The sequence below is a fragment of the Paludisphaera mucosa genome (genome assembly GCF_029589435.1).
GTDB lineage: Bacteria > Planctomycetota > Planctomycetia > Isosphaerales > Isosphaeraceae > Paludisphaera > Paludisphaera mucosa.
In genome coordinates, this window is the sequence record NZ_JARRAG010000001.1 from 455,369 (window position 1) to 476,874 (window position 21,506).

The 21,506-nt window shown below is 71.1% G+C and carries 15 protein-coding genes; 7 read left to right on the top strand and 8 right to left on the bottom strand.

The window, feature by feature from the left end; translation table 11 throughout:
• Window positions 1-256: 256 nt before the first annotated feature.
• Both PZE19_RS01910 and PZE19_RS01915 read right to left on the bottom strand, forming a co-directional pair.
• Complete coding sequence (locus tag PZE19_RS01910) at window positions 257-1,633, bottom strand: sulfatase (protein ID WP_277858894.1); 1,377 nt, start codon at window positions 1,631-1,633, stop codon at window positions 257-259.
• 282 nt (window positions 1,634-1,915) lie between these two features.
• The gene (locus PZE19_RS01915; protein WP_277858895.1) at window positions 1,916-3,340 is read right to left on the bottom strand and encodes a sulfatase-like hydrolase/transferase; all 1,425 of its coding nucleotides are present in this window, start codon (window positions 3,338-3,340) and stop codon (window positions 1,916-1,918) included.
• A gap of 302 nt (window positions 3,341-3,642) precedes the next feature.
• On the opposite strand from PZE19_RS01915, the gene PZE19_RS01920 reads away from it, so the two are divergent.
• Together PZE19_RS01920 and PZE19_RS01925 are read left to right on the top strand one after the other, a co-directional pair.
• Window positions 3,643-4,599, top strand: a complete 957-nt coding sequence (locus PZE19_RS01920) for a DUF1559 family PulG-like putative transporter (protein ID WP_277858896.1) — start codon at window positions 3,643-3,645, stop codon at window positions 4,597-4,599.
• Window positions 4,599-5,078 carry a hypothetical protein gene (locus tag PZE19_RS01925; RefSeq protein WP_277858897.1) on the top strand — a complete coding sequence of 160 codons (480 nt, stop codon included), beginning with the start codon at window positions 4,599-4,601 and terminating at the stop codon, window positions 5,076-5,078. The genes PZE19_RS01920 and PZE19_RS01925 overlap by 1 nt, the downstream gene beginning before the upstream one ends.
• A 414-nt stretch (window positions 5,079-5,492) precedes the next feature.
• On the opposite strand, the gene PZE19_RS01930 is transcribed toward PZE19_RS01925, so the two are convergent.
• The 5 genes from PZE19_RS01930 to nadD form a co-directional block, all read right to left on the bottom strand.
• Window positions 5,493-5,873, bottom strand: a complete 381-nt coding sequence (locus PZE19_RS01930; protein ID WP_277858898.1) for a type II toxin-antitoxin system RelE/ParE family toxin — start codon at window positions 5,871-5,873, stop codon at window positions 5,493-5,495.
• Window positions 5,848-6,084, bottom strand: a complete 237-nt coding sequence (locus tag PZE19_RS01935) for a type II toxin-antitoxin system ParD family antitoxin (RefSeq protein WP_277858899.1) — start codon at window positions 6,082-6,084, stop codon at window positions 5,848-5,850. Before PZE19_RS01935 ends, PZE19_RS01930 begins: the two co-directional genes overlap by 26 nt.
• A gap of 96 nt (window positions 6,085-6,180) precedes the next feature.
• A complete protein-coding gene (locus tag PZE19_RS01940; protein WP_277858900.1) occupies window positions 6,181-8,523 on the bottom strand; it encodes a TRAFAC clade GTPase domain-containing protein in 2,343 nt (780 codons plus the stop codon).
• A gap of 251 nt (window positions 8,524-8,774) precedes the next feature.
• Window positions 8,775-9,764: a hypothetical protein gene (locus PZE19_RS01945; protein ID WP_277858901.1), complete on the bottom strand. Its 990-nt coding sequence runs from the start codon at window positions 9,762-9,764 to the stop codon at window positions 8,775-8,777.
• Between the two features lie 131 nt (window positions 9,765-9,895).
• Window positions 9,896-10,507 (bottom strand): nicotinate-nucleotide adenylyltransferase, encoded by a 612-nt coding sequence (nadD, locus tag PZE19_RS01950; protein ID WP_277858902.1) that lies wholly within the window; start codon window positions 10,505-10,507, stop codon window positions 9,896-9,898.
• Window positions 10,508-10,639: 132 nt separating this feature from the next.
• Here nadD and priA point away from each other — a divergent pair, with 132 nt between their 5' ends.
• From priA to PZE19_RS01975, 5 genes are all read left to right on the top strand, one after another.
• A complete protein-coding gene (gene priA / locus PZE19_RS01955) occupies window positions 10,640-13,015 on the top strand; it encodes a replication restart helicase PriA (RefSeq protein ID WP_277858903.1) in 2,376 nt (791 codons plus the stop codon).
• Between the two features lie 412 nt (window positions 13,016-13,427).
• The gene (locus PZE19_RS01960; protein ID WP_277858904.1) at window positions 13,428-14,084 is read left to right on the top strand and encodes a PEP-CTERM sorting domain-containing protein; all 657 of its coding nucleotides are present in this window, start codon (window positions 13,428-13,430) and stop codon (window positions 14,082-14,084) included.
• A gap of 257 nt (window positions 14,085-14,341) precedes the next feature.
• Window positions 14,342-15,010 (top strand): sigma-70 family RNA polymerase sigma factor, encoded by a 669-nt coding sequence (locus PZE19_RS01965; protein ID WP_277858905.1) that lies wholly within the window; start codon window positions 14,342-14,344, stop codon window positions 15,008-15,010.
• A complete protein-coding gene (locus PZE19_RS01970) occupies window positions 14,994-19,076 on the top strand; it encodes a WD40 repeat domain-containing serine/threonine protein kinase (RefSeq protein ID WP_277858906.1) in 4,083 nt (1,360 codons plus the stop codon). Before PZE19_RS01965 ends, PZE19_RS01970 begins: the two co-directional genes overlap by 17 nt.
• Before the next feature lie 208 nt (window positions 19,077-19,284).
• Entirely contained in the window at window positions 19,285-19,998 is a 714-nt protein-coding gene (locus tag PZE19_RS01975) for a hypothetical protein (RefSeq protein ID WP_277858907.1), read from the top strand.
• 74 nt (window positions 19,999-20,072) lie between these two features.
• On the opposite strand, the gene PZE19_RS01980 is transcribed toward PZE19_RS01975, so the two are convergent.
• Window positions 20,073-21,410: a Gfo/Idh/MocA family protein gene (locus PZE19_RS01980; protein WP_277858908.1), complete on the bottom strand. Its 1,338-nt coding sequence runs from the start codon at window positions 21,408-21,410 to the stop codon at window positions 20,073-20,075.
• Window positions 21,411-21,506 lie beyond the last annotated feature (96 nt).

A 21,506-nucleotide genomic window follows, 5' to 3' on the forward strand; every position in this document is an offset into this window, starting at 1 on the left:
GAGGCGATCATTGTTTTCCGCCGCCTCGCCGCCTGACAAGAGGTGAGGCCCGGAATCCACGCGGCCCCGTCGCAGGCGCATGCCGGCCCGGACGTACCGGGCCCGCGATCGAGTTCGACCCGCGGCCCGCACGCGGCTCGCCGTCGCGTGTCTATGAAATGGATGGGCATGGCGACTCCGGCCCGGAGAAGCCGCGCCGCGGGGGGCGGAAGCCGGCCGCCCCCGCCGCGTGGGCGCGCGGCGGGGGCGGGGTCGATCAGTCGGACTCCCTCTCGGGGGCGGAGGCCTTCAGGGGCGGGGCGTCGGTCGTGGGGAACCACCTGGCCAGCTCAGCCTTCTTGCCGGCGTACTTGGCGTCGGCGGCGAGGTTGGTCCACTCGTAGGGGTCGGCTTCCTCGTCGTAGAGTTCCTCGTCGCCGTTGGCGTAGCGGATGTAGCGCCAGCCTTCGGAGCGGACCGCGTGGTTGCGGGCGCCGAAGGTCGTCAGCGCGGGCTGATCCCAGGCGGCGGCGGGGTCTTGCAAAAGGGCCTTGATGCTCCGGCCCTCGACGTGCTTCGGCGTCGGCACGCTGCAGAGGTCGGTCAAGGTCGGGTAGAGGCTCATGAAGTCGACCGTCCGCGCGCAGGCGACGCCGGGCTTCGTCACGCCCGGGACGACCCAGATCAGGGGCGCCCGCGTGGCCTCTTCCCAGAGCGCGAACTTGCGCCAGTGGCTCTTCTCGCCGAGGTGCCAGCCGTGGTCGCCCCACAGGACGACGATCGTCTTGTCGCGCTGGGGCGAGGCGTCGAGCGCGTCCAGGAGCCGGCCGATCATGGCGTCGGCGTAGGAGATCGCCGCGAGGTACGCCTGCACGGCCTCTTTCCACCGCCCCGATTCGAGCATCGCCTTGTGGTCGCCCCGGGGCCTCGCCATCCTCACGCCCGCGGGCGGGACGTCGTCGAGGTCGTCGGGCCGGGTGGGCGGCAGCTGGATCGAATCGAGCGGGTGGAGGTCGTAGTACTTGCGCGGGACGTTCCAGGGCATGTGCGGCTTGTGCAGGCCGACGGCGAGGAAGAACGGCTTCTCGCGCGGCTTGCCCAATTGCTCGATGCCGTAGTCGACGATCTTCCACTCGCGGAGGTCTTCATCCCGGGCGTCGTCGAGGGGGGCGAACCGGATGCCGCCGACCCCCAGGTCGCCCTTGGGCTGGGGATCCTTGCCCGCGCCGCGAAGGTAGTCGTCCCACTCCTCGGCGCGTCGGAAGCTCTCGTGGTAGATCTTGCCGGCGCCGAGGACGTCGTAGCCCGCCTTCCGGAACGCGGTCGTCAGCGTGAGGTCCTTGGGGATGACGGTCCGCCAGTCGTCGGGGTTCTGGTAGACGCCCGTCGTCGAGGGCCGCTGCCCGCTCATCAGCGCCGCCCGCGAGGGGTTGCACAGGGGCGCGGCGCAATAGGCGTGGGTGAACCGGACGCCCCGGGCGGCGAGGCGGTCGATGTTGGGGGTGCTCGTCTGGGGGTTGCGTCCCAGGTGGCCGACCCAGTGGTTGAGGTCGTCGACGGCGATGAACAGCACGTTCGGCCGGTCGTCGGCGCGGACCGAGACGGCCGCCGCCAGGGCGAACCCCGCGACGACCGCCATGCGGAAGATTCTCATGCGGCGATATCCCAAGGGAATGGAGTGAGCTGATCCATCGAATGGAAGATTCGAAAACACCTCGGCGGAGCGTCGCATCGTCCTTCTCCCCTCGTGGGAAAAGGTGGCCGGAGGCCGGATGAGGGGCTCGCCATCCGACGCCGGCTTTCTCGCCGTCCAGGCCGCGACGGCCTCGAAGATCGAGACCCCTATCGGGGTCCCCCTCATCCGCTGCTGCGCGGCACCTTCTCCTACGAGGGGAGAAGGGCGATCCGGACCGGCCCTTCAAGCGACGCGGAAACCTCAGTCGCCCTTCGCGCCCGGCGCCCCGATCGGGCCCCAGAGCGGCTGGGCGAGCTGGGCGTCCCAGCCCTTCCAGAGGGCCAGCAACTCTTCGACCCGCCCGGGTTGCTGGGCGGCGAGGTCGTGCGCCTCGCCCGGGTCGTCGGCGAGGTTGTACAGCCGCAGGGGCGTGACCTCGACCGCCCCGGGGTTGGACCGCACGCCGGGCGAGTCGATCGCGGCGTCGTAGCGGACGAGCTTCCAGTCGCCCTTGCGGACGGCCGCCTGCTCGCCCATCCGCCAGAAGAGGACGTCGTGCGGGGCGCGGGCGTCGGCTCCCGTGAGGAACGGCAGCAGGTCGACGCCGTCGAGCTTCCACTCGGGCTTCACCGCGACGCCGGCCGCCGCCAGCGCGGTCGGCAGCAGGTCGAGCTGGATCACGGGGCTCTTGTACACGGCGTTCGCCGGCAGCCTCCCCTTCCAGCTCAGGACGAACGGGACGTGGACGCCCCCTTCCAGCGCCGTCCGCTTCGAGCCCCGGAAAGGCGCGTTCCGCGAGCCGTTCAACGTCGTGCCCAGCATGGTCGGGCCGCCGTTGTCGTTGAAGTAGACGATCAGGGTGTCGTCTTCGAGGCCCGCGTCGCGGACCTTGGCGACGATCGCGCCGACGGCCTCGTCGAGCGCCGTCAGCATCGCGGCGTAAGTGCGCCGGGTCGGGTCGGCGATCGAGGAGAACCGCGAGAGCCGCTCGTCGGTGGCGTCCATCGGCGTATGGACGGCGTTGAAGGCCACCTCCAGGAAGAACGGCGAGGCCCCTCCCTTGTGGCGGTCGATGAACGCCACGGCCTCGCGGGCGAAGGCGTCGGTCAGGTAGGCCTTCTCCTTCACGACCTCCGTGCCCCGATAGATGTTCTCGGTCTGCTCGGCGAAATACGTGTGGGCGCCGCCGAGGAACCCGAAGAACTCGTCGAACCCACGCTTCTGAGGATGGAACCGCGGGGCCCCTCCCTGGTGCCATTTGCCGACCAGCCCCGTGGCGTAGCCGGCCGCCTTCAGACGGTCGGCGATCGTCGTCTCGGTCGTGGGCAGGCCCACCTCGGGCCCGCCCCCGGGGTTCCACTCGTGGCCGAACCGCTGCTGGTAGCGGCCCGTCAGGAACCCGGCGCGGGTCGGGCTGCAATACAGGCCCGAGACGTAGCCGTTCGCGCAACGCACGCCGCTCGCCGCCAGGGCGTCGATCTGCGGCGTGGGGAAGTCCTGGTTGCCGTTGAAGCCGAGGTCGGCGTGGCCCATGTCGTCCGTGATCAGGACGACGATGTTCGGTCTCTTGCCGTCCGCCGCCAGGCTCGCCCCCTGGGTCGCGGCGGCCGCCAGACCCAGCATCGCCGCATAAACGACCCTGCGCAGCCGCGCGGCCCACGTCTCGTCCGATCGCATCCTGGACATCATCGCGATCCCAACCTCCCTCGCTCCCGGTTGCTGACGCATCCACCGAACACCGGCGGCCTCCTGCCATTCAACCCGATGCGCCCGCCATGGTGTCGAATCGTTGGCCCAGGATAGCCATTGTCTAGTCTCCCGGTCAATCTAATAGGATTTCGAAGTTGACAAAGCCTATCGATATGGTAAATATCTCAGCCACGGACGTTCGATTGCAACGATCCGACGGACGATCCAGGGGATGCCAGGACGAATTGGTCGACGATCGACCCCTTCGTCTCGCGACGAGATAAAGAGGATTCGCCACGATGAAGACCGTCCAGAATCGGACCCATGGTGCAGCGTCGCGAGCCGCGCGACGGGGCGGTTTCACGCTGATCGAGCTGCTGGTGGTGATCGCGATCATCGCCGTTTTGATCGCCTTGCTGCTGCCGGCGGTGCAGTCGGCGCGCGAGGCGGCGCGACGGATCCAGTGCACCAACAACATCAAGCAGCTCGGCCTCTCGCTGCACAACTACCACGACGTCCACGGCCGGTTCGCGCCCGGGACGATCACGGTGACGATCACGCCGACGAGGGATTACCGCCAGCCGTTCGTCACGTCGCTGCTGCCCTACCTGGAGCAGGGGAACCTGACCAACAGCTACAACTCCAACCTGTCGTTCCAGACCAACGCCAACGACACGACCCGGCTCACGCGGCTGGGCGTGTTCGACTGCCCGTCGGATCAGCAAGTGCTGTTCGTCAGCAACGACGGCGCGAACCCCGACGTGAAGGGGAACTACGGGATCAACTGGGGGCAGAACACCTTCGGCGACCAGGTGCTCCCCGGGCCCTTCGCCCTCAACTACGGCTCGTCGCTGGCCGAGATCACCGACGGCACGAGCAACACCTACCTGATGGCGGAAGTGCTGCAACTGCCGCATCCGACCGGCCAGCCGGTGGGGGTCGTCGACCGTCGCGGCCGCATCTGGAGCGACCAGTCGACCTCGTATCACCTCACGACCCGGAACGGCCCCAACAGCCAGGTCCCGGACTTCGGCGTGTGCGGCGAGCAGACGGACCCCCGCAAGGCGCCGTGCACCCGCAAGGTCGGCACCCCGGCGAACCACTACCTCTCTTCGCGGAGCCGACATCCCGGGGGCGTAAACGTCCTCCTGGGCGATGGCTCGGTCCGCCTCATCAAGGACTCGATCTCGACCCCGACCTGGCGCGCCCTGAGCAGCAAGGCCGGCGGCGAGGTCGTCAGCGCGGACGCCCTCTGATGCCCACCACGACGCACGCCCTCGCCGCCTCGTCCCGGAGCCTGGTCCTGCCCGCGGCCCTTTTCGCCTGCCTCGGCCTGGCCGGGTGCGGCGAGGGGGGGCCGAGTCGCCTACCGGTCTCCGGCAAGGTCTCGCTCGACGGCAAGCCGCTGACGACGGGCAAGGTCACGTTCGTCCCGCTCGACGGCACGACGGCCTCGGTCGCCGAGATCCGCGACGGCGCCTTCCAGGCCGACCGCTCTGCAGGGCCCTCGCCGGGCCGGTATCAGGTCGAGATCATCGCCGTCGAGCCGACGGGCAAGAAGGTGCCCAATCCGGACGTCCCCGGCTCGACCATCGACGAGGAGCGCGACCTCGTCCCCGCCCGCTACAACGTCAAGTCCGAGCTGACCGCCGAGGTCAAGCCCGACGCCGACAACGCGTATGAGTTCGCGCTCTCCTCCCAGGGCGCCGTCGCCAAGAAGATCCGCCGCCGTTGAGACCGGCGCGACCCTCCTCCGGGACCGCCCCGGGTCCTAACAACGCTCATCTGCCGGGTCGCCCGTTGGACATGCGGCTTATACCATGGGCGGGCCGGCGGGCCGGTGTCGGACTTCCACTTTTCGAGGACGTCGAATTTCTGGACTGCCGAAATGTCGTATTCTTCAGGTAGGGAGATACGCCGACATGGGAGCGTCGACGACCTCGTAAAACATCCGATTCTCTTGTGGCAACGAAGCCATTCGAGAGCCGAAAATCTGACGCAAGTCTATACTCCAAAAAATATTGTGTCGTGAACTGATTTTCTCTCGGCTCCGAACGGAGCCAAAGCGAAGCCAACCCTCGTCGACCCGGATTGGAACCGCCGAATGAGCGACGAGGAGGGTGCCAGCGACCGCATTCGACGAGGTCGATCAGGCTGGTCCCTGGTCGTGGCCGAACAGCTTCCTCGCGTCTCGCCGGCCGTGGATCAGCCGCAGCACCACGATCGAATCGGCCTCGACTCGATAGAACGCCACGTAGGGACGTACGGCGAAACACCTCAAGGCCGGCGCGAGGTCTTCACGGATCTGTATGATGAGCGGAAACTGGGCGTGCGTCCTGGCCGCGGAGACGAAACGGTCGATGAACCCGATCGGCGGCCTTCTCGTTCCTGAGCCGTAGGTAGTTCCAGGCCTCGTCCAGGTCGGCCTGCGCCGCTCGCGTGATGACGGCTTCGCCCATCGCCTAGGAACTGCGCTTGCGCATGACGTGGCGTTCCCGACCGCGTTACTTGACGTCCCGCACCAGTTCATCCGTGAGGGGCGAGGTCTCGCCCCGGTCGGCCTGGTCGACCCCGATTTGAACCTCGCGACGGAGTTCGGCGAGCTTCGCCTGCTGCTGCTCCTCGCGCTCTTTCAGGAGCCGCAAGCCTTCGCGGACGACTTCGCTGGCGGTCTGGTACATCCCGCTCTGGACCTTGCCGTCGACGAACTGTTCGAGTTCCGGCGTCAGGGAGACGTTCATGATCGCTACTCCTTCGAGTTCGTGGACATTCGACCGTACCACGGATGGCAGGAAGTAGCAATTTTGGTTATCGGCTCGGATGCCGGACTCGGATCGTCACTCCGGCCGGGCGAGGGCCGGCATGGCGAAGTCGGAGGTGAAGGTCAGCGAGGTCGAGCCCCCCTTGGCGAACTTGATCGTGTTGTCGAGCAGGCGCATGGCGAGGGGGTCGCCCTGGCGGCTGTGGAGGACGGCGACCTCGGAGGCCGACCAGTCGTAGTCGACGACCCGGATCGTGATCGGGTCGCCGTACTTCCAGACGACCGGCTGGGCGAACGTGTAGTCCCAGATCGGCCGGGTGCAGTTGGCGATGACGGGCGACGGGCCGTAGGTCGCGCCGGCGACTTCGAGGGTCACGCCCAGGTCGGGGCCGCCGCCCGCGAGGTACTTGCCGGCCGACGCGGGGATCTCGCCCCGACGGAGCGTGACGCGGTAGTTGTGGGGGACGGAGACCTTGTCCCACCAGTCGAGGTAGCCCCTTGCGGAGGCGGAGTAGCGGCCGTCGGGATGGTCGCGGAGGTAGTCGCGGAGGCGTAGCGCGACCTGGGCGACGTCGTCTGGATGGGCCGTCGCGTGGTCGTAGGCCTGGCGGTAGGAATAGGCGTCCCAGTCGCGGAGGGCCCGGTCGCGGCCCTCGATCGCCTCGCTGATGAACCGGCCGCCGGTCTGGTGGGCCTTCAGATACTCCTGATACTTCTCGATCCGGGCTGCGAAGCTCGTCGGCTGGCGCTGGGAGAACTCGCGGGCGCGGGCGATGTCGCGGTCGTCGAGGCGGCGGACGTAGTCGTCGAGCCGGCCCTGCACCTCGGTGCGGTACGCGCTCTCGGGATGCTCGTCGAGGAACCGCCGGGAGCGATCGATCAGGTCGGCGAGCGAGGCGTTGGGGAGCGTCTCGGCGCGGACGAGGTCGTCGACGACCCGGCGCTCGCCGGCGGTCCGGCGAGTGGCCAGCTCGGCTTTGAGCCCCTGGGCCAGCTTCAGGACCTCGGGTCGCCGCGGCGTGTCCGGGAACTCGCGCAGGAAGGCGTCGAGCGCGGCGACGGCCTTGCCCGGCTCGTCGATCGCCTCAAGCGAGTTGGCCTGCGCATACACGTCCTTCCAGCGCTCCTCCTGGCGGGCCTGCTCGCGGGACTTCTCGACCTCGCGGATCGCCGGCGCGAGCTGGGGGGCCTGGACGCGCGCGGCCTCCAGCTTGGCCTCCAGGTCGGGCACGACCGCGCCGGCGGCGATCTGCACGCCGCTGGCCTTCACGGTCCACTCGGCCTTGCGGTTCTCGGCCTCGCGGGCGAAGCGGGGGAGCAGATACGGCAGCGTGGGATGCGTCTCCAGCAGCGCCGACCAACTCGAGGCGACGGCCGACGCCGTGTTGCCCGAGTCGCGCTCGAAGGCCGAGGCCCGCTGGTAGCCCCAGAAGTCGTAGCCGACCGCGACCCCCGCCAGCAGGGCGACCGCCCCCGCGAGCTTCCCCGTCCGGCGGAGCTTCCGCTTGCGTTCCAGCCCCTTGAGGCGGTCGCGGAACTCGTACGTCCGGTTCGATCGGGGATACCGCTTCTCGTAGGCGGACAGACAGCGGTGCAGCCGCGGCAGGTCGTCGGGGGCGAGGTCCCAGAGCAGCTCCATCTGGGCCCGGTCGCGGATCTCGAGCTGATCGGCGACCCAGCCCAGCGGGCCTTCGAGCCCCATCGGGTGGATCTCCGACGGCGGCCGGTTCCCCTGCGATCCGGCCCCGAACGAGCTGACGGCGAAGATCACGCCGTCGGGGGCGTGCTGCCGCAGGGCGTGGCGGGTCATGCCGTACTGGCGGTCGACCAGGTCCTCGACGAACCCCTCGTCGGCCGTCGAGCCCTTCCCCTCGCGGGCCAGGACGCGGTCGAACTTGGTCAGCAGCAGGGCGACGGGCCGGTCGGTGCTGATGTCCTCGGAGCGCTCGATGTAACGCTCCAGCAGGTTCTCGACCTCCTGCTGACGCCGCCGGCGTTCGGCGGAGTCGTTGGAGCCCTCGGGATCGAGGCAGAGGAAGACGGCGTCGCAGCCGGCGAAGAACTCCTGGATCGGTTCGTCAGTCCCGAGGGTGACGTGCTCGCCCTGGTAGTCCTTGACGATCAGCTCGAACCGGGCGGGTCCGTGATACAGCCGCAGGTGCAGCTCGGTCTCGGAGAGCGTGCCCGAGGTCGGCTCGCCGGACTCGATCTGCGCGATCTTCTCGGCGAGGTATTCGGCCGTGGGGGAGTCCGCGGCGGCCAGTCGGACGCCCGGCACCAGGCCGCCGGCGGCCTCGCGGTAGAACATGGCCAGGAGCGTCGTCTTGCCGACGTTCCGATGCCCGAAAAGCGCGATCCGCTTCGGCCCCGTCAGCCGGGCCTCCAGGGCGTCCAGTCGCGTGCTGCGGCGGTTTGACACGCTCGTCCCCGATCCTGATCGACCGATCCGAGAGATGTGGGCGTCCCTGCCCGGGAAACGGGGCCGGCGAGAGAGGCTCTCGGCCGCCTTTACATGATCGACCTTTCCGACCCCCCGAGCGTAACACCCCCGCAGTCCCGGCGGTCGGGTCGACGGGGATGCTCCGTCGCCGTCGAGTTTTCCGTCGTCGGCGACGCGTTCTCCCAGGATGGCTACGCGGGCGACGCTCCGATGGTTCGTTTCAAATCCGATCAAACCGGACGCCGGAGGACGACCCGGCGGAACAGCCAGGCGGCCCCGGTGAACGGCCGCAGCATGGTCCGCAGCGGGAAGCCCAGGACGATCAGGAGCGCCCCGCAGGCCACGAGCCCGGCGAGGATCGCGCCGAGGCGTCGGAAGACGGGGAAGTCGAGGCCGCGGCTGGCGAGCGCCTCGCCGATCGTGGCTTCGAGCCCGCTGACCACCCCGCCGCCGACGCTCGTCGCCAGGGCGACCCCGGCGCGGGCGAATTCGCGGGCGGCGTACTCGGTCGCGCGGCCGGCGTAGTCGACGAAGGCGTCGGGGTTGGCGTAGAAGGCCGCGAGGACGCCGGCCGCGGCCAGCTTCTTCTTGTGAGGGAGGACCTGGGTCGTGAAGAACTCCCAACCCCCCCGGCCCGTCTTGCGCAGGACGCCCAGGCTTTCGGGGCCCTCCTTCACGATGACTTCCGCCACGTCGTCGCCGAACGCCCGGACGGCGGTCAGGCCTTCGGGGCCGAGCCGGCGGACCATCGTCTCGGCCTCCTGGGGATAGCGCATGGCGATCCGCCGGGCCGACTCGCCCATCTCCACGACCACCCGCTTCTCGGCCGGCTTGAGCCCGGAGAACGTCCGCAGGGCGTCGGCGTCGCGGCCTACGAGTTGGCCGAAGCGGCCTTCCAGCAGAAGCTCGCTCGGCTTCTCGACCCGACGCGCGGCCGTCGCCAGCTCGTCGGACTGCTTCGCCAGACGTTCCAGGCTCTCCTCCGACCCCCGGGCGAACAGCTCGCCGGCCCCTCGGGCCTCGACCCGGGCGGCGTCGCCGCCGCGCAGGACGGCCTTGCCCCCGCGGGCCTCGACGATGATCTGCTGCACGATCTCGTCCAGCCACGAGAAGGCCCCGGCCCGCGCCGGGCTGGGCGCGGCGAGGACCGTCAGGGCCAGCCCCAGCGCGAGCGCCAGGGGCCGGCGCGCCGTCCGACCGATCTTGGAGAGGAGATGCATGATTCCGGTCCTTCCGCGCGTGCCTTCTCGGGACTCCCGCGGGAGTCGATTCGCCCGAACCCATCCTCTATTGTATCGCCCGATCGGATTTCGGCGGTGAGGATCGCGGGATTTGCCGGAATCGTCCCCGCTCAGGCCGGAGGGGCCGAAGGCTCGCGATACAGCGCGTGGGCGTCGATGTAAGCCTCCACCGACCGAGGGACCATGTAGCGGATGCTCCGACCATCCCGGAGCCGGCCCCGGACGTCGTGCGAGGCGATGCCGATCGGGGGGATGGTCACGAATTCGAGGGTCCGGGCGTCGGGACCCAGCGAGTCGGCCGGCGGGGCGTCGGCCCCGGAACCCGGGCGGTTGACGACGACGATCGTCGCCAGCCGGGCGATCCGGTCGGGCTCGCGCCAGGTCGGCAGGTCGACGAGGCTGTCGCCGCCGATCAGGAAGAACAACTCGTCCTCCGGGCGTTCGGCCCGGATCTGTTCCAGCGTGTCGACGCTGTATGACGGCCCGGACCGGTTCGCCTCGATGTCGGACACCTCGAAGGCGGCATTGCCGGCGATCGCCAGCCGGGCCATCTCCAGGCGGTGATGCACCCCCGACCGCTTCGCCCCGCGCTTGTGGGGCGGCTCGTTGGCGACGACGAACCAGACGCGGTCCAGCCCGCACGCCTCGCGACACTGCTCCGCCAGGATCAGGTGGCCCATGTGGATCGGATCGAACGTCCCCCCGAACAACCCTAATCGCATGGACGAGCAATCCCCCTTCGACCCGCAAGAACCCCCGCCCGGATGTCTGGACAGGTGTGCAGAATTTCGGCGGGTCGGAGTATAATCCAGATGGTAGCCGACGCCCCGGAAACTCGACGATAGGTCCCGCCGATGAGCGTTGTCAATCAGGATCAGGACGGCGAGGACGCCCGGCCCCGGGGGCGCACGGTCCGCCCGCCCTCGTGGTTCGGCGGCGAGGACGAAGCCCCCGCGGCGCGCGGGGGGATGTTCGTCGAGGTCGTCGTCAACCGGGCGTTCGACCAGGCGCTGACCTACCACGCGCCCCGGAAACTCGTCGCGGGCATCCGCCCCGGCGTGCGGGTTCGTGTGCCGCTGGGCAAGCGGGGCGGGCTGGTCACGGGCTACTGCGTGTCGATCGGCCTGCTGCCCCCCGAGGGGCTCGACCCGGCCCGGATCAAGGACGTCGCCGAGGTCCTCGACGCCGTCCCCTTGATCGACGCCCGGATGCTCGAATTGACCCGCTGGATGGCCGGCTACTACCTCTGCTCGTGGGGCCAGGCGCTCGACGCCGTGGTCCCGGCCGGGGTCCGCAAGCAGGCCGGGACGCGGATCGGCACCTTCCTGACGGTCCCCGAGGACGCCCGCCGGGCCTGGCTCGACGGCAGCCTGGAGAAGACCCTGACCGCGAAGCAGGCGGCGGTGCTCGACGTCCTCTGCCAGCCCGACGGCGGGATGCTCACCGTCTCCGACGTCTGCCGCCGCGCACGTTGCGGCTCGGGGGTCGTCGACGGCCTCCGCAAGGACGGCGTCATCCATACGGTCAAGCGCCGGCTGTCGCTCGAAGACTCCCGCAAGGAGGAGCCGGACGACGCCCCCCCTCCCGCGTCGGCCGAGAGTCCGACCCCGCCCCCGACGAAACCCAAACTCCTCCTGACGCCCGAGCAGCAGAAGGGGCTGGACGCCCTCGCGCCGGCCCTGCAGGGGGACGGGTTCGCGCCCTTCCTGATCTTCGGCGTGACCGGCAGCGGCAAGACCGAGGTCTACCTGTCGGCCATCGAGCAGGTCGTCGCCCGGGGCCGCGAGGCGATCGTGCTGGTCCCCGAGATCAGCCTGACGCCCCAGACGATCCGCCGCTTCCGCCGCCGCTTCAAAAAGGTCGCCGTGCTGCACAGCCACCTCAGCGACGTCGAGCGGCACCGCCACTGGCGGAGCATCGCCCAGGGCGAGGTCGACGTCGTCGTCGGGGCCCGCTCGGCCATCTTCGCCCCCACCCGGCGGCTGGGCCTGATCGTCGTCGACGAGGAGCACGAGAGCACGTTCAAGCAGGAGAGCGTCCCCCGCTACCACGCCCGCGACGTCGCCGTGAAGCGGGCCCAGCTGGAGGGCGTGCCCGTCCTGCTGGGCTCGGCGACCCCCTCGCTGGAGTCGTGGGCGAACGCCGAGCGCGGGCGGTACGTGAAGGTCGACATGCCGAGCCGGGTCGAGGGCCGCCCGATGCCGGCCGTCGAGCTGATCGACCTCCGCCACGAGAAGAACATGACCGGCGGCCTGAGCGACTCGCTGCGCAACGCCATGCACCAGGCGCTCGACGACGGCGGCCAGGTGATCCTGCTGCTGAACCGTCGCGGCTACAACACGTTCGTCATCTGCCCCAAGTGCGGCGACGTGGTCAAGTGCCGGCACTGCGACGTGGCGGCGACCTTCCACAAGGGGCGGCGGCTGCTGATCTGCCACATGTGCGACGCCGAGCGCGCCTGCCCGCCGGCCTGCCCGTCGTGCAACGCGGCGGTGCTCCACTACGGCGGGATCGGCACCGAGCGGCTGGAGCGCGAGGTCCTGATGGAGTTCCCGTTCCACGCCGCGCGGCGGATGGACTCCGACACCATGCGCCGGCACGGCAGCCACGAGGAGGCGCTGGCGGCGTTCAAGGCGGGCGACGTGCGCATCCTCCTGGGCACGCAGATGATCGCCAAGGGGCTCGACTTCCCGAACGTGACCCTGGTCGGCGTCGTCGACGCCGACGTCGCGCTCCACCTGCCCGACTTCCGCGCCGCCGAGCGGACGTTCCAGCTCGTGGCGCAGGTCGCCGGCCGGACGGGCCGCGGCGACCGCCCGGGGCGGGTGTTCGTCCAGACCTACAGCCCCGAGAGCCCGGCGATCCTCCACGCCGCGCGGCACGACTACGAGAGCTTCGTCACCCAGGAACTCCCCCAGCGCGCCGGCGGCCTCGCCTCCCCCTATGGGAGGATCGTCCGCCTCGTGGCGCGGGGCCGCGACGAGGGCCGCGTGAAGGGCTACCTCGACGAGCTGGCCGCGACCCTGCGAGCCCGCGCCGAGGCGTCGGTCCGGTTCCTGGGCCCGTGCCCCGCGCCGGTGCTGAAGATCAAGGAGGAGTTCCGGTTCCACCTCCAGCTCCGGTGCGCGACGGCCCCCCCCTTGCGCGCCCTGCTGCGCGACCTGTCCAGCCCGCCGGCCCCCCCCAAGGTGGAGCTGGCGGTGGACGTGGATCCCGTCAGCATGCTCTGACCGGGCGCAAGCGCTCGGCATTCCGGCCGGCGAAGATCAGGGCAATTCCGACAATCCGGGCCAAACTCGCGTTTACAGGTCGGGCGACCGCGAGTATTCTCCCCGCCGTTGGCTCACATCTCGGACACCCAGACGATGAGACTCATGGCGGAGTCCTCGGAGGCGGGCATGGATGCGAAAGAACACCGCTCTCATCCATCCCTTCCATCCCAGACCCGCCCGGATCTCGTCGGCCCCCCAGGGGCTCTTCCGGGAAGCTCGTCCGAGTCGTGATCCCCGTGTCTCGCGACGTCCGAACCGCACCGCGCCGAGTCTCTTTCGACCGGGCGAGGCCGTCACGACGCGAGTCAGACATGCGACCGAGGGACCAGGATTGCGTCGTGACAATCCAAATCTTGTTCAGGAGGAAGAGATGAGCATGACTAAGGGGTTGACGAGGCTGCGATCCGCGGTCATCGCCCTAGGGCTGGTCGCGGGCGTCGGGACCGGGGCCGCCGAGGGCGCCGCGATCCTCAAGTATCAGACCGCCACCGCGATCGACCTGAGCAAGGGGATCAGCGGCCCCAACCTGATCAGCTTCACGCCGGCCACCGCCGCGGGCGTGGACCTGGCGTCGGGCTCGGTCAACGCCGGCCTGGGGACCTTCGTCGTGGCCCCGCCGGCCGCCGGCGCGTCGACGACGTACGACAACGTCAAGTTCGCGATCACCTTCCTGCCGCAGGACCTCAACGGCAACCCGATCGCCAGCCTCTCGACGGTGATCACCGGCGTCCTGAACGGCGTGATCGACAGCCCCTACCACTCGACGGTGACCGCCACCTTCGACGCCCCGGACGGCAGCCTGGACCTGGGCACGCAGAAGATCACCCTCAGCTTCCCCAAGGGCGACAAGCTGCTGGTCCCCTCGCAGTCGAACAGCGGCCTGACGACGGCCGAGGCCCTGATCACCTCGACCCCCGGCTCCGAGGCCCCGGTGCCCGAGCCCAGCACGATCGCCCTGGTGCTCACCACCCTGGGCGGCCTCGGCCTCCGGCAGTACGTCTCCGGCCGCCGCGTCAAGCAGGCCTGAGCCCCGCCCGCGACGGCCTCGCTCTTCCCGACCGAACACGCGCGACTTCCCTCCGGACCCCCGGCGATCCCCCGATCGGCCGGGGGTTTTCGCGCGCCCGCGGTCTGCGCCTTGTCGACGGGCCGGGCCGGTCCCATGATTGATGGGGTCGCGGGGCCGGAGGGCGGCCGGCCCGGCGGCCTTTTCGGCGTTCGACGGTCCGGCCGGGGTCGGGGCGTCGCCTAATAGAGAAGTGGACGCGAGTAGGGGCGATCTTCATGGCCGAAGGGCCGATCGAGCTGTTGTCGAGGGCCCGCGCCGGCGAGACCGAGGCGCTCGGCGAGCTGTGCGCGCTGTACCGGAACTACCTGCGGATGGTCGTCCGGACCGGCCTGGGGCCTCGGCTCCGGGAGCGCCTGGAGCTGTCCGACGTGGTCCAGGAGGCCCTGGTCGAGGTCGTCCGCCAGTTCCCTCAGTTCACCGGCCAGAACGAGGCCGCGCTGGTGGGATGGCTGCGTCGGCTGGTGGGCCAGAAGCTCGCCGACCTGGGCCGCTACCACAGCCGCACGAAGCGCGCCGGGGGCGTCGCCGCGGTCCCGCTGGACGCCCCCTGGGACGGCGGCCGGGGGGACGACCCGGGCGAGCCGGGCGCGGGGCGGCTGCTCGACATGCTCGCCCTCAGCCAGACCAGCCCGAGCGAGGTCGTCAGCCGCCGCGAGTTGATCGTCCTGCTGGCCGACGCCCTGGCCGCGCTGCCGGTGGGGGAGGCCGACGTCCTCTGGCTCTACCACGCCGAGAACCTCTCGTTCGAGGCCATCGGCGACCGGATGGGGCTGACCCGGAAGTCGGTCCGAGGCGTCTGGGCCCGGGGGCTCAAGCGCCTGAAACGTTCGCTCGAAGGCCCGCCTGGCGGATCGTTGAGGTACGAAGATGGCTCAGCCGGTTGACGACGAGGCCTCCGACGTCGCCCCGCTCGACGAGGACGAACGCCTGGGCGAGGCGATCGAGCTCTACCTGGAGCTGGTCGAGCGCGGCGAGGCCCCGCCGGCCGAGACGTTCGCCGCCCGCTACGGCGAGATCGAGGAAGACGTGCGCGCCGCCCTGGAGGGCCTCGAGCTGGTCCACGGCCTCGTCGGCGGCGGCAGCGGCTCGGGCGGGGGCTCGGGGCCGGGCCGGAACCTGGAATCGGGCCGGCGGATCGCCGGCTACCGGGTGGTCCGCGAGCTGGGCCGCGGCGGGATGGGGACCGTGTACGAGGCCGTCCACGTCGGCCTCGACCGCCCGGTCGCGCTCAAGGTGCTGGGGACGCTCGCCGCGCCCGACTCCTCGGCCCGCCGCCGCTTCCTGAACGAGGCCCGGGTCGCCGCCGGCCTGCACCACACCCACATCGTCCCGGTCTTCGACGTCGGCCAGGTCGGCGGCCTCTGCTACTACGCGATGCAGCGGATCGAGGGGAGCGGCCTCGACCGGGTCGTCCGCTGGTTGCGCAAGGAGCGAGGGGCCGGCGGCGGCCGCTCCAGCGAGCCCGGGGGCCGCGCCGGCTCGTCGTCGGCCTCGAAGCTCGTCCGGGCCTGGGCTCGCGCCTCGTCGGGCGTGATCTGGCCCCGGCCCGCGGCCGCGTCCCCGGCGAAGCCGCTCCGGCTCCCGAACGCGGCCCTCGACGACGCCACCCCGGCCTGGTCCGAGAGCCGCGTCCTGCTGGGCCTCTCGCGCCCGGCCGGCTCGCCGGCCTCGCTCTCCTCGCGCCCCCGCGAGGAAGACGCCGGGCCCCCGTTCGAGCCCCCCCGCGGCTCGTCGTACTTCCGCTGGGCGGCCCGCGTCGGCATGCAGGCGGCCGAGGCGCTCGACCACGCCCACCAGCACGGGGTCATCCACCGCGACGTCAAGCCCTCGAACCTGCTCATCGACGCCGAGGGCTCGATCTGGGTCGCCGACTTCGGCCTCGCCCGCCGGCTGGCCGACCCGGGCCTGACCCAGCACGACGGGATGCTCGGCACCCCCCGCTACATGAGCCCCGAGCAGGGCCGCACCGGCGTCATCGACGGCCGCACCGACGTCTACAGCCTGGGCGCGACCCTCTACGAGCTGCTGACGCTGCGGCCCCCGTTCGACGGCTCCAGCGCCGCCGAGCTGCTCGACCAGATCGCCGGCCGCGAGCCGGCCCCGCCCCGCGCGATCGACCCCCGGATCCCCCGCGACCTGGAGACGATCGTCCTGAAGTCGCTCTCCAAGCGGCCCGCCGACCGCTACGCCACGGCCGCCGAGCAGGCCGCCGACCTGGCCCGCTTCCTCAACCGCGAGCCCGTGAAGGCGCGGCGGATCAGCCTGGCGGGCCGGGCCTGGCGGGTGGTGCGGCGACACCCGGGGATCAGCTCGGTCACGGCCGCCGCCAGCCTGATCATCCTGGCCGTGGCCACGTTCTCCTATCAGCGGGTCGTCAGGGAGCGCGACCGCTTCGAGCAGGAGCGCGACCTGAAGGTCGAGGCCCTGAATCGGGCCGACGCGGCGCTGGCGAAGACGGAGGAGGCGGTCCGCGAGACCCAGGCCGCCTGGCGGATGGAACTCTGGCGGCACGCCGAGCTGGTCCGCCGCACCAACACGCCCGACCGCCGCGCCGCGGGGTTGGACCTGCTGAAGAAGTCGGCCGCGCTCGGGCCCGAGCCGGCGATGAAGGCGAGGCTGCGGAACGAGGCCGCCGAATTCCTGACGCTCCGCGACATCGAGGCCCGCGTCGACCTGGCGACCGGCCCGAGCCGCGACGTCGTGCTGGGCGCGGCCGGCTCGCGACTGGTCACCCTCTCCAACGCGGTCGGCGGCGAGGAGCTGGCGTTCTGGGACCTGGGCTGCGGCCGCCGAGGCGACGGCATCCCGCTCCCCCGGGTCGATTCCCGCGACGAGCCCCCCTCGCAGGGCGGACCGGGCGGGCCCCCGCGCGGCGGCCCGCCGGGAGGCGGCGGCGGGGGTGGCGGCGGCCCGAACGGCCGTCGCGGCGGCGGGGGAGGCGACAGGCTCGTCTCCTGCGGCGCGAGCCTCGCGGTCGTCCCCCAGGGGGGATCCTCGATCCTGATCCTCGACGCCTCGACCGGCGGCGTGGTCCGCGAGCTGAATCGGGGCGTCGGCCGCGTCGTGGGCGTCTTCGGCGAGCCGACCGGCAAGCGGCTGGCGGCCGTCGAGGCCGAGGCGAACTTCTCCGAACGTCCGTTTCAGCCCGACGACCCGGCGGCCCGCGTCGCGTACCACGTCGCGCTCTGGGACCTCGAACACGCCGACGCCCAGCCCGTCGTCCTCGCGCTGGACACCGAGGGACGCCGGCCCTGGCCGCCCCTGATCGCCGTCTCGGTCGACGGCAAGACGCTGGCCGCGTCGGCCTGGGGCGGGACTTCGATCAAGCTGATCTCGACCGACGACGGCCGCGAGCTGCGCGTGATCGAGGCGCCGGCCGACGTCCGGGCGCTGGCGCTGGGCGGGCGCGACCTGCTGGCCGCGGCGTCCGAGGGGGCGATCCAGATCTGGAACCTGGCGAACCCCGACGCCGCCGCCTACGTCACCAGCCTCGCCTCGTCGCAAGGCAGCGCCTACCGGATCCAGTTCAACCCCGGGGGGACGCTCCTGGCCGCCGCCACCGGCCCGCAGGTCGAGCTCTGGGACGCCCTGACGCACAAGATCGTCGCGGTCATGCCGAGCGCCGAAATGGTCACCGACCTGGCCTTCTCGTCGGACGGCCGCACCCTGGCGGCCGGCGGGCTGAGCGTGTCCACCTCGTACTGGAGGATCCGCGAGCCCGTGGTGCGGACCCAGATCGGCGGGCTCGCGTCCCGGCCGGCCTCGATCGCCTTCCGCGACGACGGCCTGCTGGCGATCGGCGACATCGCCGGCGACCTCTGGCTCTGGGGCGACGCCCGGGGAGCCTCTCCGGGGGCCGGCGCGCCCTATCGCCTGGCCATGCCCGACCCCGGCGCGCCCCCGGAGCCGTCGACCCGCAAGGATGAGGCCCGGACGCCGGCCGCCGATCCGGGCGCGGCGCGGGCCCGCGACCGCGTCCCGTTCCGCCCGCTCGCCTCGACCTTCCTCGCCGCCGGGGACCTCGTCGCCCACGACGCCCAGGGCCTGGAGATCTGGCCCGCGAGCATGACGCCGGACCGGAAGCCGACCCGCATCGAGCTGCCCCACCCCCAGGCGGGCGGGAGGGGGCCGATCTGGGGGTTCTGGCCCCTGACCCGGACCGCCGACGGCCGGACCTTGGCCCTCAGCCGCGGCCGCTCGGTCTACCTCTGGGACGCCGAACGGCCCGACCGGGCGATCCCCGTGACCCGCGTCGACGAGCCTCCCGCCCCCCCCATCCTCCCCTGGGCGCTCGCCTTCGGCTCGCACGACGGCCCCCGGGGGCGGGGGCCCGGCGGCGGCGAAGGGGGCTCGCCGCGACCCGACGAGGATCGGCCGCCGCCCGCATCGCGGCCGCGGATCCTCCAGCTCTCGCCCTCGGCCGATCGGCTCTACCTGCTGTTCGACGGTCCGTCGCCCGTCCAGCTCCAGGCCTGGACGCTGGTGCGGGCCGAAGGCTGCGCCGAGGCGAAGCTCGCGTCCTGGGGCGACGCGCCGCCCGAGAACGCCGCGACGATCGCCCTGAGCCCGGACGGCCGGCTGCTGGCGATCGGCGACCACGCCGGCGCCGTCGTCCTGATGGATGCGACCCGGCTGACGGTGCTGGGCCGGATCGCCCCCCGCCCCGACGAGCCGGAGACCCTGGCGACGGCCCTGGCCTTCGCCCCCGACGGCCGTCGGCTCGCGGTCGGCTCGCAGCAGGGCGTCGTGCAGTTCTGGGACGTCGTCGACCCGAGGTCGCCGCACCCGGCGTTCCGCCTCCCCGGCCAGGGGGGCAAGACCATCTCCCTCGCCTTCCAGCCCGACGGCCGCCGCCTGGCGGTCCTCGGCCTCGGCCTCGAGCCCCTCGTCGAGCTCTGGGACCTCGTCGCCTTCGAGGACGAGCTGCAGCGGCTCGCCCTCCGCGACTGACGCCTCCCGCCGCGTCGCCGGAAATCCACGCGTCCCGGCCGCCCGTCGCTTTCCGGCGGCGCGCGCCGCCGGGCTTGCGCGCGCCGTGGCAAGTCGGCGACGGGTCGTCCCGGCCCCGTCCCGACGGCGTAGATTCCGTGCAGTCATGGATCAGGTGAAAGGAATCGGATACGCGGAAAGCCGTTCAAGACTGGGAAATCAATTGAACATGCGCAAAATTCTCAATGGTATGGCGGCCGTGGTTTTGGGAGCCGGCTTGGCGATGGGCCCGGCCCGGGCGGACTCGACGTTCACGAGCCAGTTCCAGGGGGGGCCGGGCGTCAACATCACGTATTCGACCGGCAGCGGCACGGCCTCGGAGGGGACGGCGGCCGGTCCCTTCACGCTGACGCCGACCAGCCCCTCGGGCTCGGCGCTCGACGCCTTCTGCGTCTCGCCCGACGTCCAGGTCGGCTGGGGCCCGGACGTGATCCACACCAGCTCGGTCCTCAGCCTCAACACGGTCGGCCAATCCTTCTTCACCCACTCGAACTACGCCGACGTCGGCAACCGCCTGGCCTTCCTGCTGGTCAGCCACGGCGGCGGCGACGTGAACACCGACGCGGCCCTGGCGCTGTCGATCTGGTACACGATGGACAAGAACTTCAGCTACACCGGCGCCGACTCCACGGTCGCCGGACTGTACACCAGCTACATCAGCTTCGCCGGATACGACTCCTCGACCCTCTACGGCGGGTCGGACGCCAAGCTGTTCGTCGTCGATCCGGCCGGGTCGTACCAGAACCTGATCGGGATCACGAGCCAGAGCTTCGTTCCCGAGCCGTCGAGCGTGATCTCGGCCGCCGTCGGCATGTCGGCGTCCGGGCTGTTCGTCCTCCGCCGCGCCCGCCGTCGCAAGGGCGCGGCGCGGTCGGCCGCTTGAAGAGTCCGGCTTCGAAACACGACGGCCCCGCCCCTTCTCGGGTGCGGGGCCGTCCGCGTTCGAAGGGTCGAGGATCAGACGACGATCTCGAAGCCCGCGCGCTGGGGGCGCGAGAGGAAGCCGTTGGCCTGGTCGTCGCCGACGATGACTTCCTTCTCGGGATCCCAGGTCAGCTTGCGGTTGCCGAGGCGGATGGCGATGTTCGCCAGGTGGCAGGTGGTCAGGGCCCGGTGGTGGCTCCAGACGTCGGAGGCCGGCTTGCCGCGGTCGTTGCAGCAGGCGAAGAAATTCTCGAAGTGGTCGTCCATCGGCTTGCCGTGGCGCAGTTCGCGGAGCAGCGGCTCGGGGAGCGGGTTCTTGTACAGGGCGGCGACCGCGCCGCCGTCCAGGTCGATGCGGTCGCGGGTGACGAAGATCCGCCCCCCGGCACCCTGGAACGTGACGCCGTTCTCGGTGTCGTCGCGGATCTCGATCGGCGTGCCGTCGGCGAACGTGGCCTTGACCACGAAGCTGTTGACGGTGTTGAAACGGTCGTCGACGGTGGCGAAGCCGTCCTTGTAGGCGACCGGCAGCACGGCGCGTTCGACCTCGATGGTCGTCGGCCCGGTCTGGTCCTTGCCGAGGCCCCAGTGGGCGACGTCGACGTGGTGCGCGCCCCAGTCGGTGAGCTTGCCGCCCGAGTACTCGTACCACCAGCGGAACTCGGAGTGGCAGCGGTTGGCGATGTAGTCGACCTTGGGCGCCTGGCCCAGCCACATGTCCCAGTTCAGCTCGGGAGGCGGGGTCTCCTTCGAGAAGGGCCCGCCGACGGGCCCGCCGCCGATGGCCGCGGTCACCTTCTTGATCTTGCCGATCCGGCCCGAGCGGACCAGGGCCACGGCCAGCAGGAAGACCTTGTTGTGGTCGCTGCGCTGCTGGGTGCCGACTTGCAGGACCTTCTTGGTCTTCTCGACGGCCTCGCGGAGCTTCTTGCCCTCGTCGATGGTGAGGGTCAGGGGCTTCTCGCAGTAGACGTCCTTGCCGGCGTTCATGGCGTCGATGCAGATCTTGGTGTGCCAGTGGTCGGGCGTGCCGATGATCACGGCGTCGACGTCGTTGCGCTCGAGGACCTTGCGGTAGTCGCCGTAGGCCTCGGCCTTGCCCTTGCCGATCCGGTCGCTGTCCTTCGCCTTCTCGGCGTGGGACTTGTCGACGTCGGCCACGGCGACGAAGTCGCCGAAACGGGCGGCGCTGCGGGCGTCGCCCGAGCCCTGGCCGCCGGCGCCGATGAGCGCGAGGCGGGGCCGGTCGTTCTTCGCCCGGAACGCCGCGCCCACGGCCGTCGCCGGGGCCTCGCCCAGGGCGGCGACGACCGCCCCCGACGCACCCACCCGCAAGAACTCCCGCCGACTCCCGCCGGTTCGCACCAACATCGCTGCGTCTCCCTTTCGCAAATGGAACAGGGTCTCGATATCAGGCGAACATACCCCGCGCCGGGGCGCGGCTCAAGCGTGCGGCGGGGCGGGCCG

Coding starts and splice junctions, on each gene's coding strand:
- PZE19_RS01910 (WP_277858894.1), bottom strand. CDS start 1,633: ATGAGAATCTTCCGCATGGCGGTCGTCGCGGGGTTCGCCCTGGCGGCG.
- PZE19_RS01915 (WP_277858895.1), bottom strand. CDS start 3,340: ATGTCCAGGATGCGATCGGACGAGACGTGGGCCGCGCGGCTGCGCAGG.
- PZE19_RS01920 (WP_277858896.1), top strand. CDS start 3,643: ATGAAGACCGTCCAGAATCGGACCCATGGTGCAGCGTCGCGAGCCGCG.
- PZE19_RS01925 (WP_277858897.1), top strand. CDS start 4,599: ATGCCCACCACGACGCACGCCCTCGCCGCCTCGTCCCGGAGCCTGGTC.
- PZE19_RS01930 (WP_277858898.1), bottom strand. CDS start 5,873: ATGAACTGGTGCGGGACGTCAAGTAACGCGGTCGGGAACGCCACGTCA.
- PZE19_RS01935 (WP_277858899.1), bottom strand. CDS start 6,084: ATGAACGTCTCCCTGACGCCGGAACTCGAACAGTTCGTCGACGGCAAG.
- PZE19_RS01945 (WP_277858901.1), bottom strand. CDS start 9,764: ATGCATCTCCTCTCCAAGATCGGTCGGACGGCGCGCCGGCCCCTGGCG.
- nadD (WP_277858902.1), bottom strand. CDS start 10,507: ATGCGATTAGGGTTGTTCGGGGGGACGTTCGATCCGATCCACATGGGC.
- priA (WP_277858903.1), top strand. CDS start 10,640: ATGAGCGTTGTCAATCAGGATCAGGACGGCGAGGACGCCCGGCCCCGG.
- PZE19_RS01960 (WP_277858904.1), top strand. CDS start 13,428: ATGAGCATGACTAAGGGGTTGACGAGGCTGCGATCCGCGGTCATCGCC.
- PZE19_RS01965 (WP_277858905.1), top strand. CDS start 14,342: ATGGCCGAAGGGCCGATCGAGCTGTTGTCGAGGGCCCGCGCCGGCGAG.
- PZE19_RS01970 (WP_277858906.1), top strand. CDS start 14,994: ATGGCTCAGCCGGTTGACGACGAGGCCTCCGACGTCGCCCCGCTCGAC.
- PZE19_RS01975 (WP_277858907.1), top strand. CDS start 19,285: ATGCGCAAAATTCTCAATGGTATGGCGGCCGTGGTTTTGGGAGCCGGC.
- PZE19_RS01980 (WP_277858908.1), bottom strand. CDS start 21,410: ATGTTGGTGCGAACCGGCGGGAGTCGGCGGGAGTTCTTGCGGGTGGGT.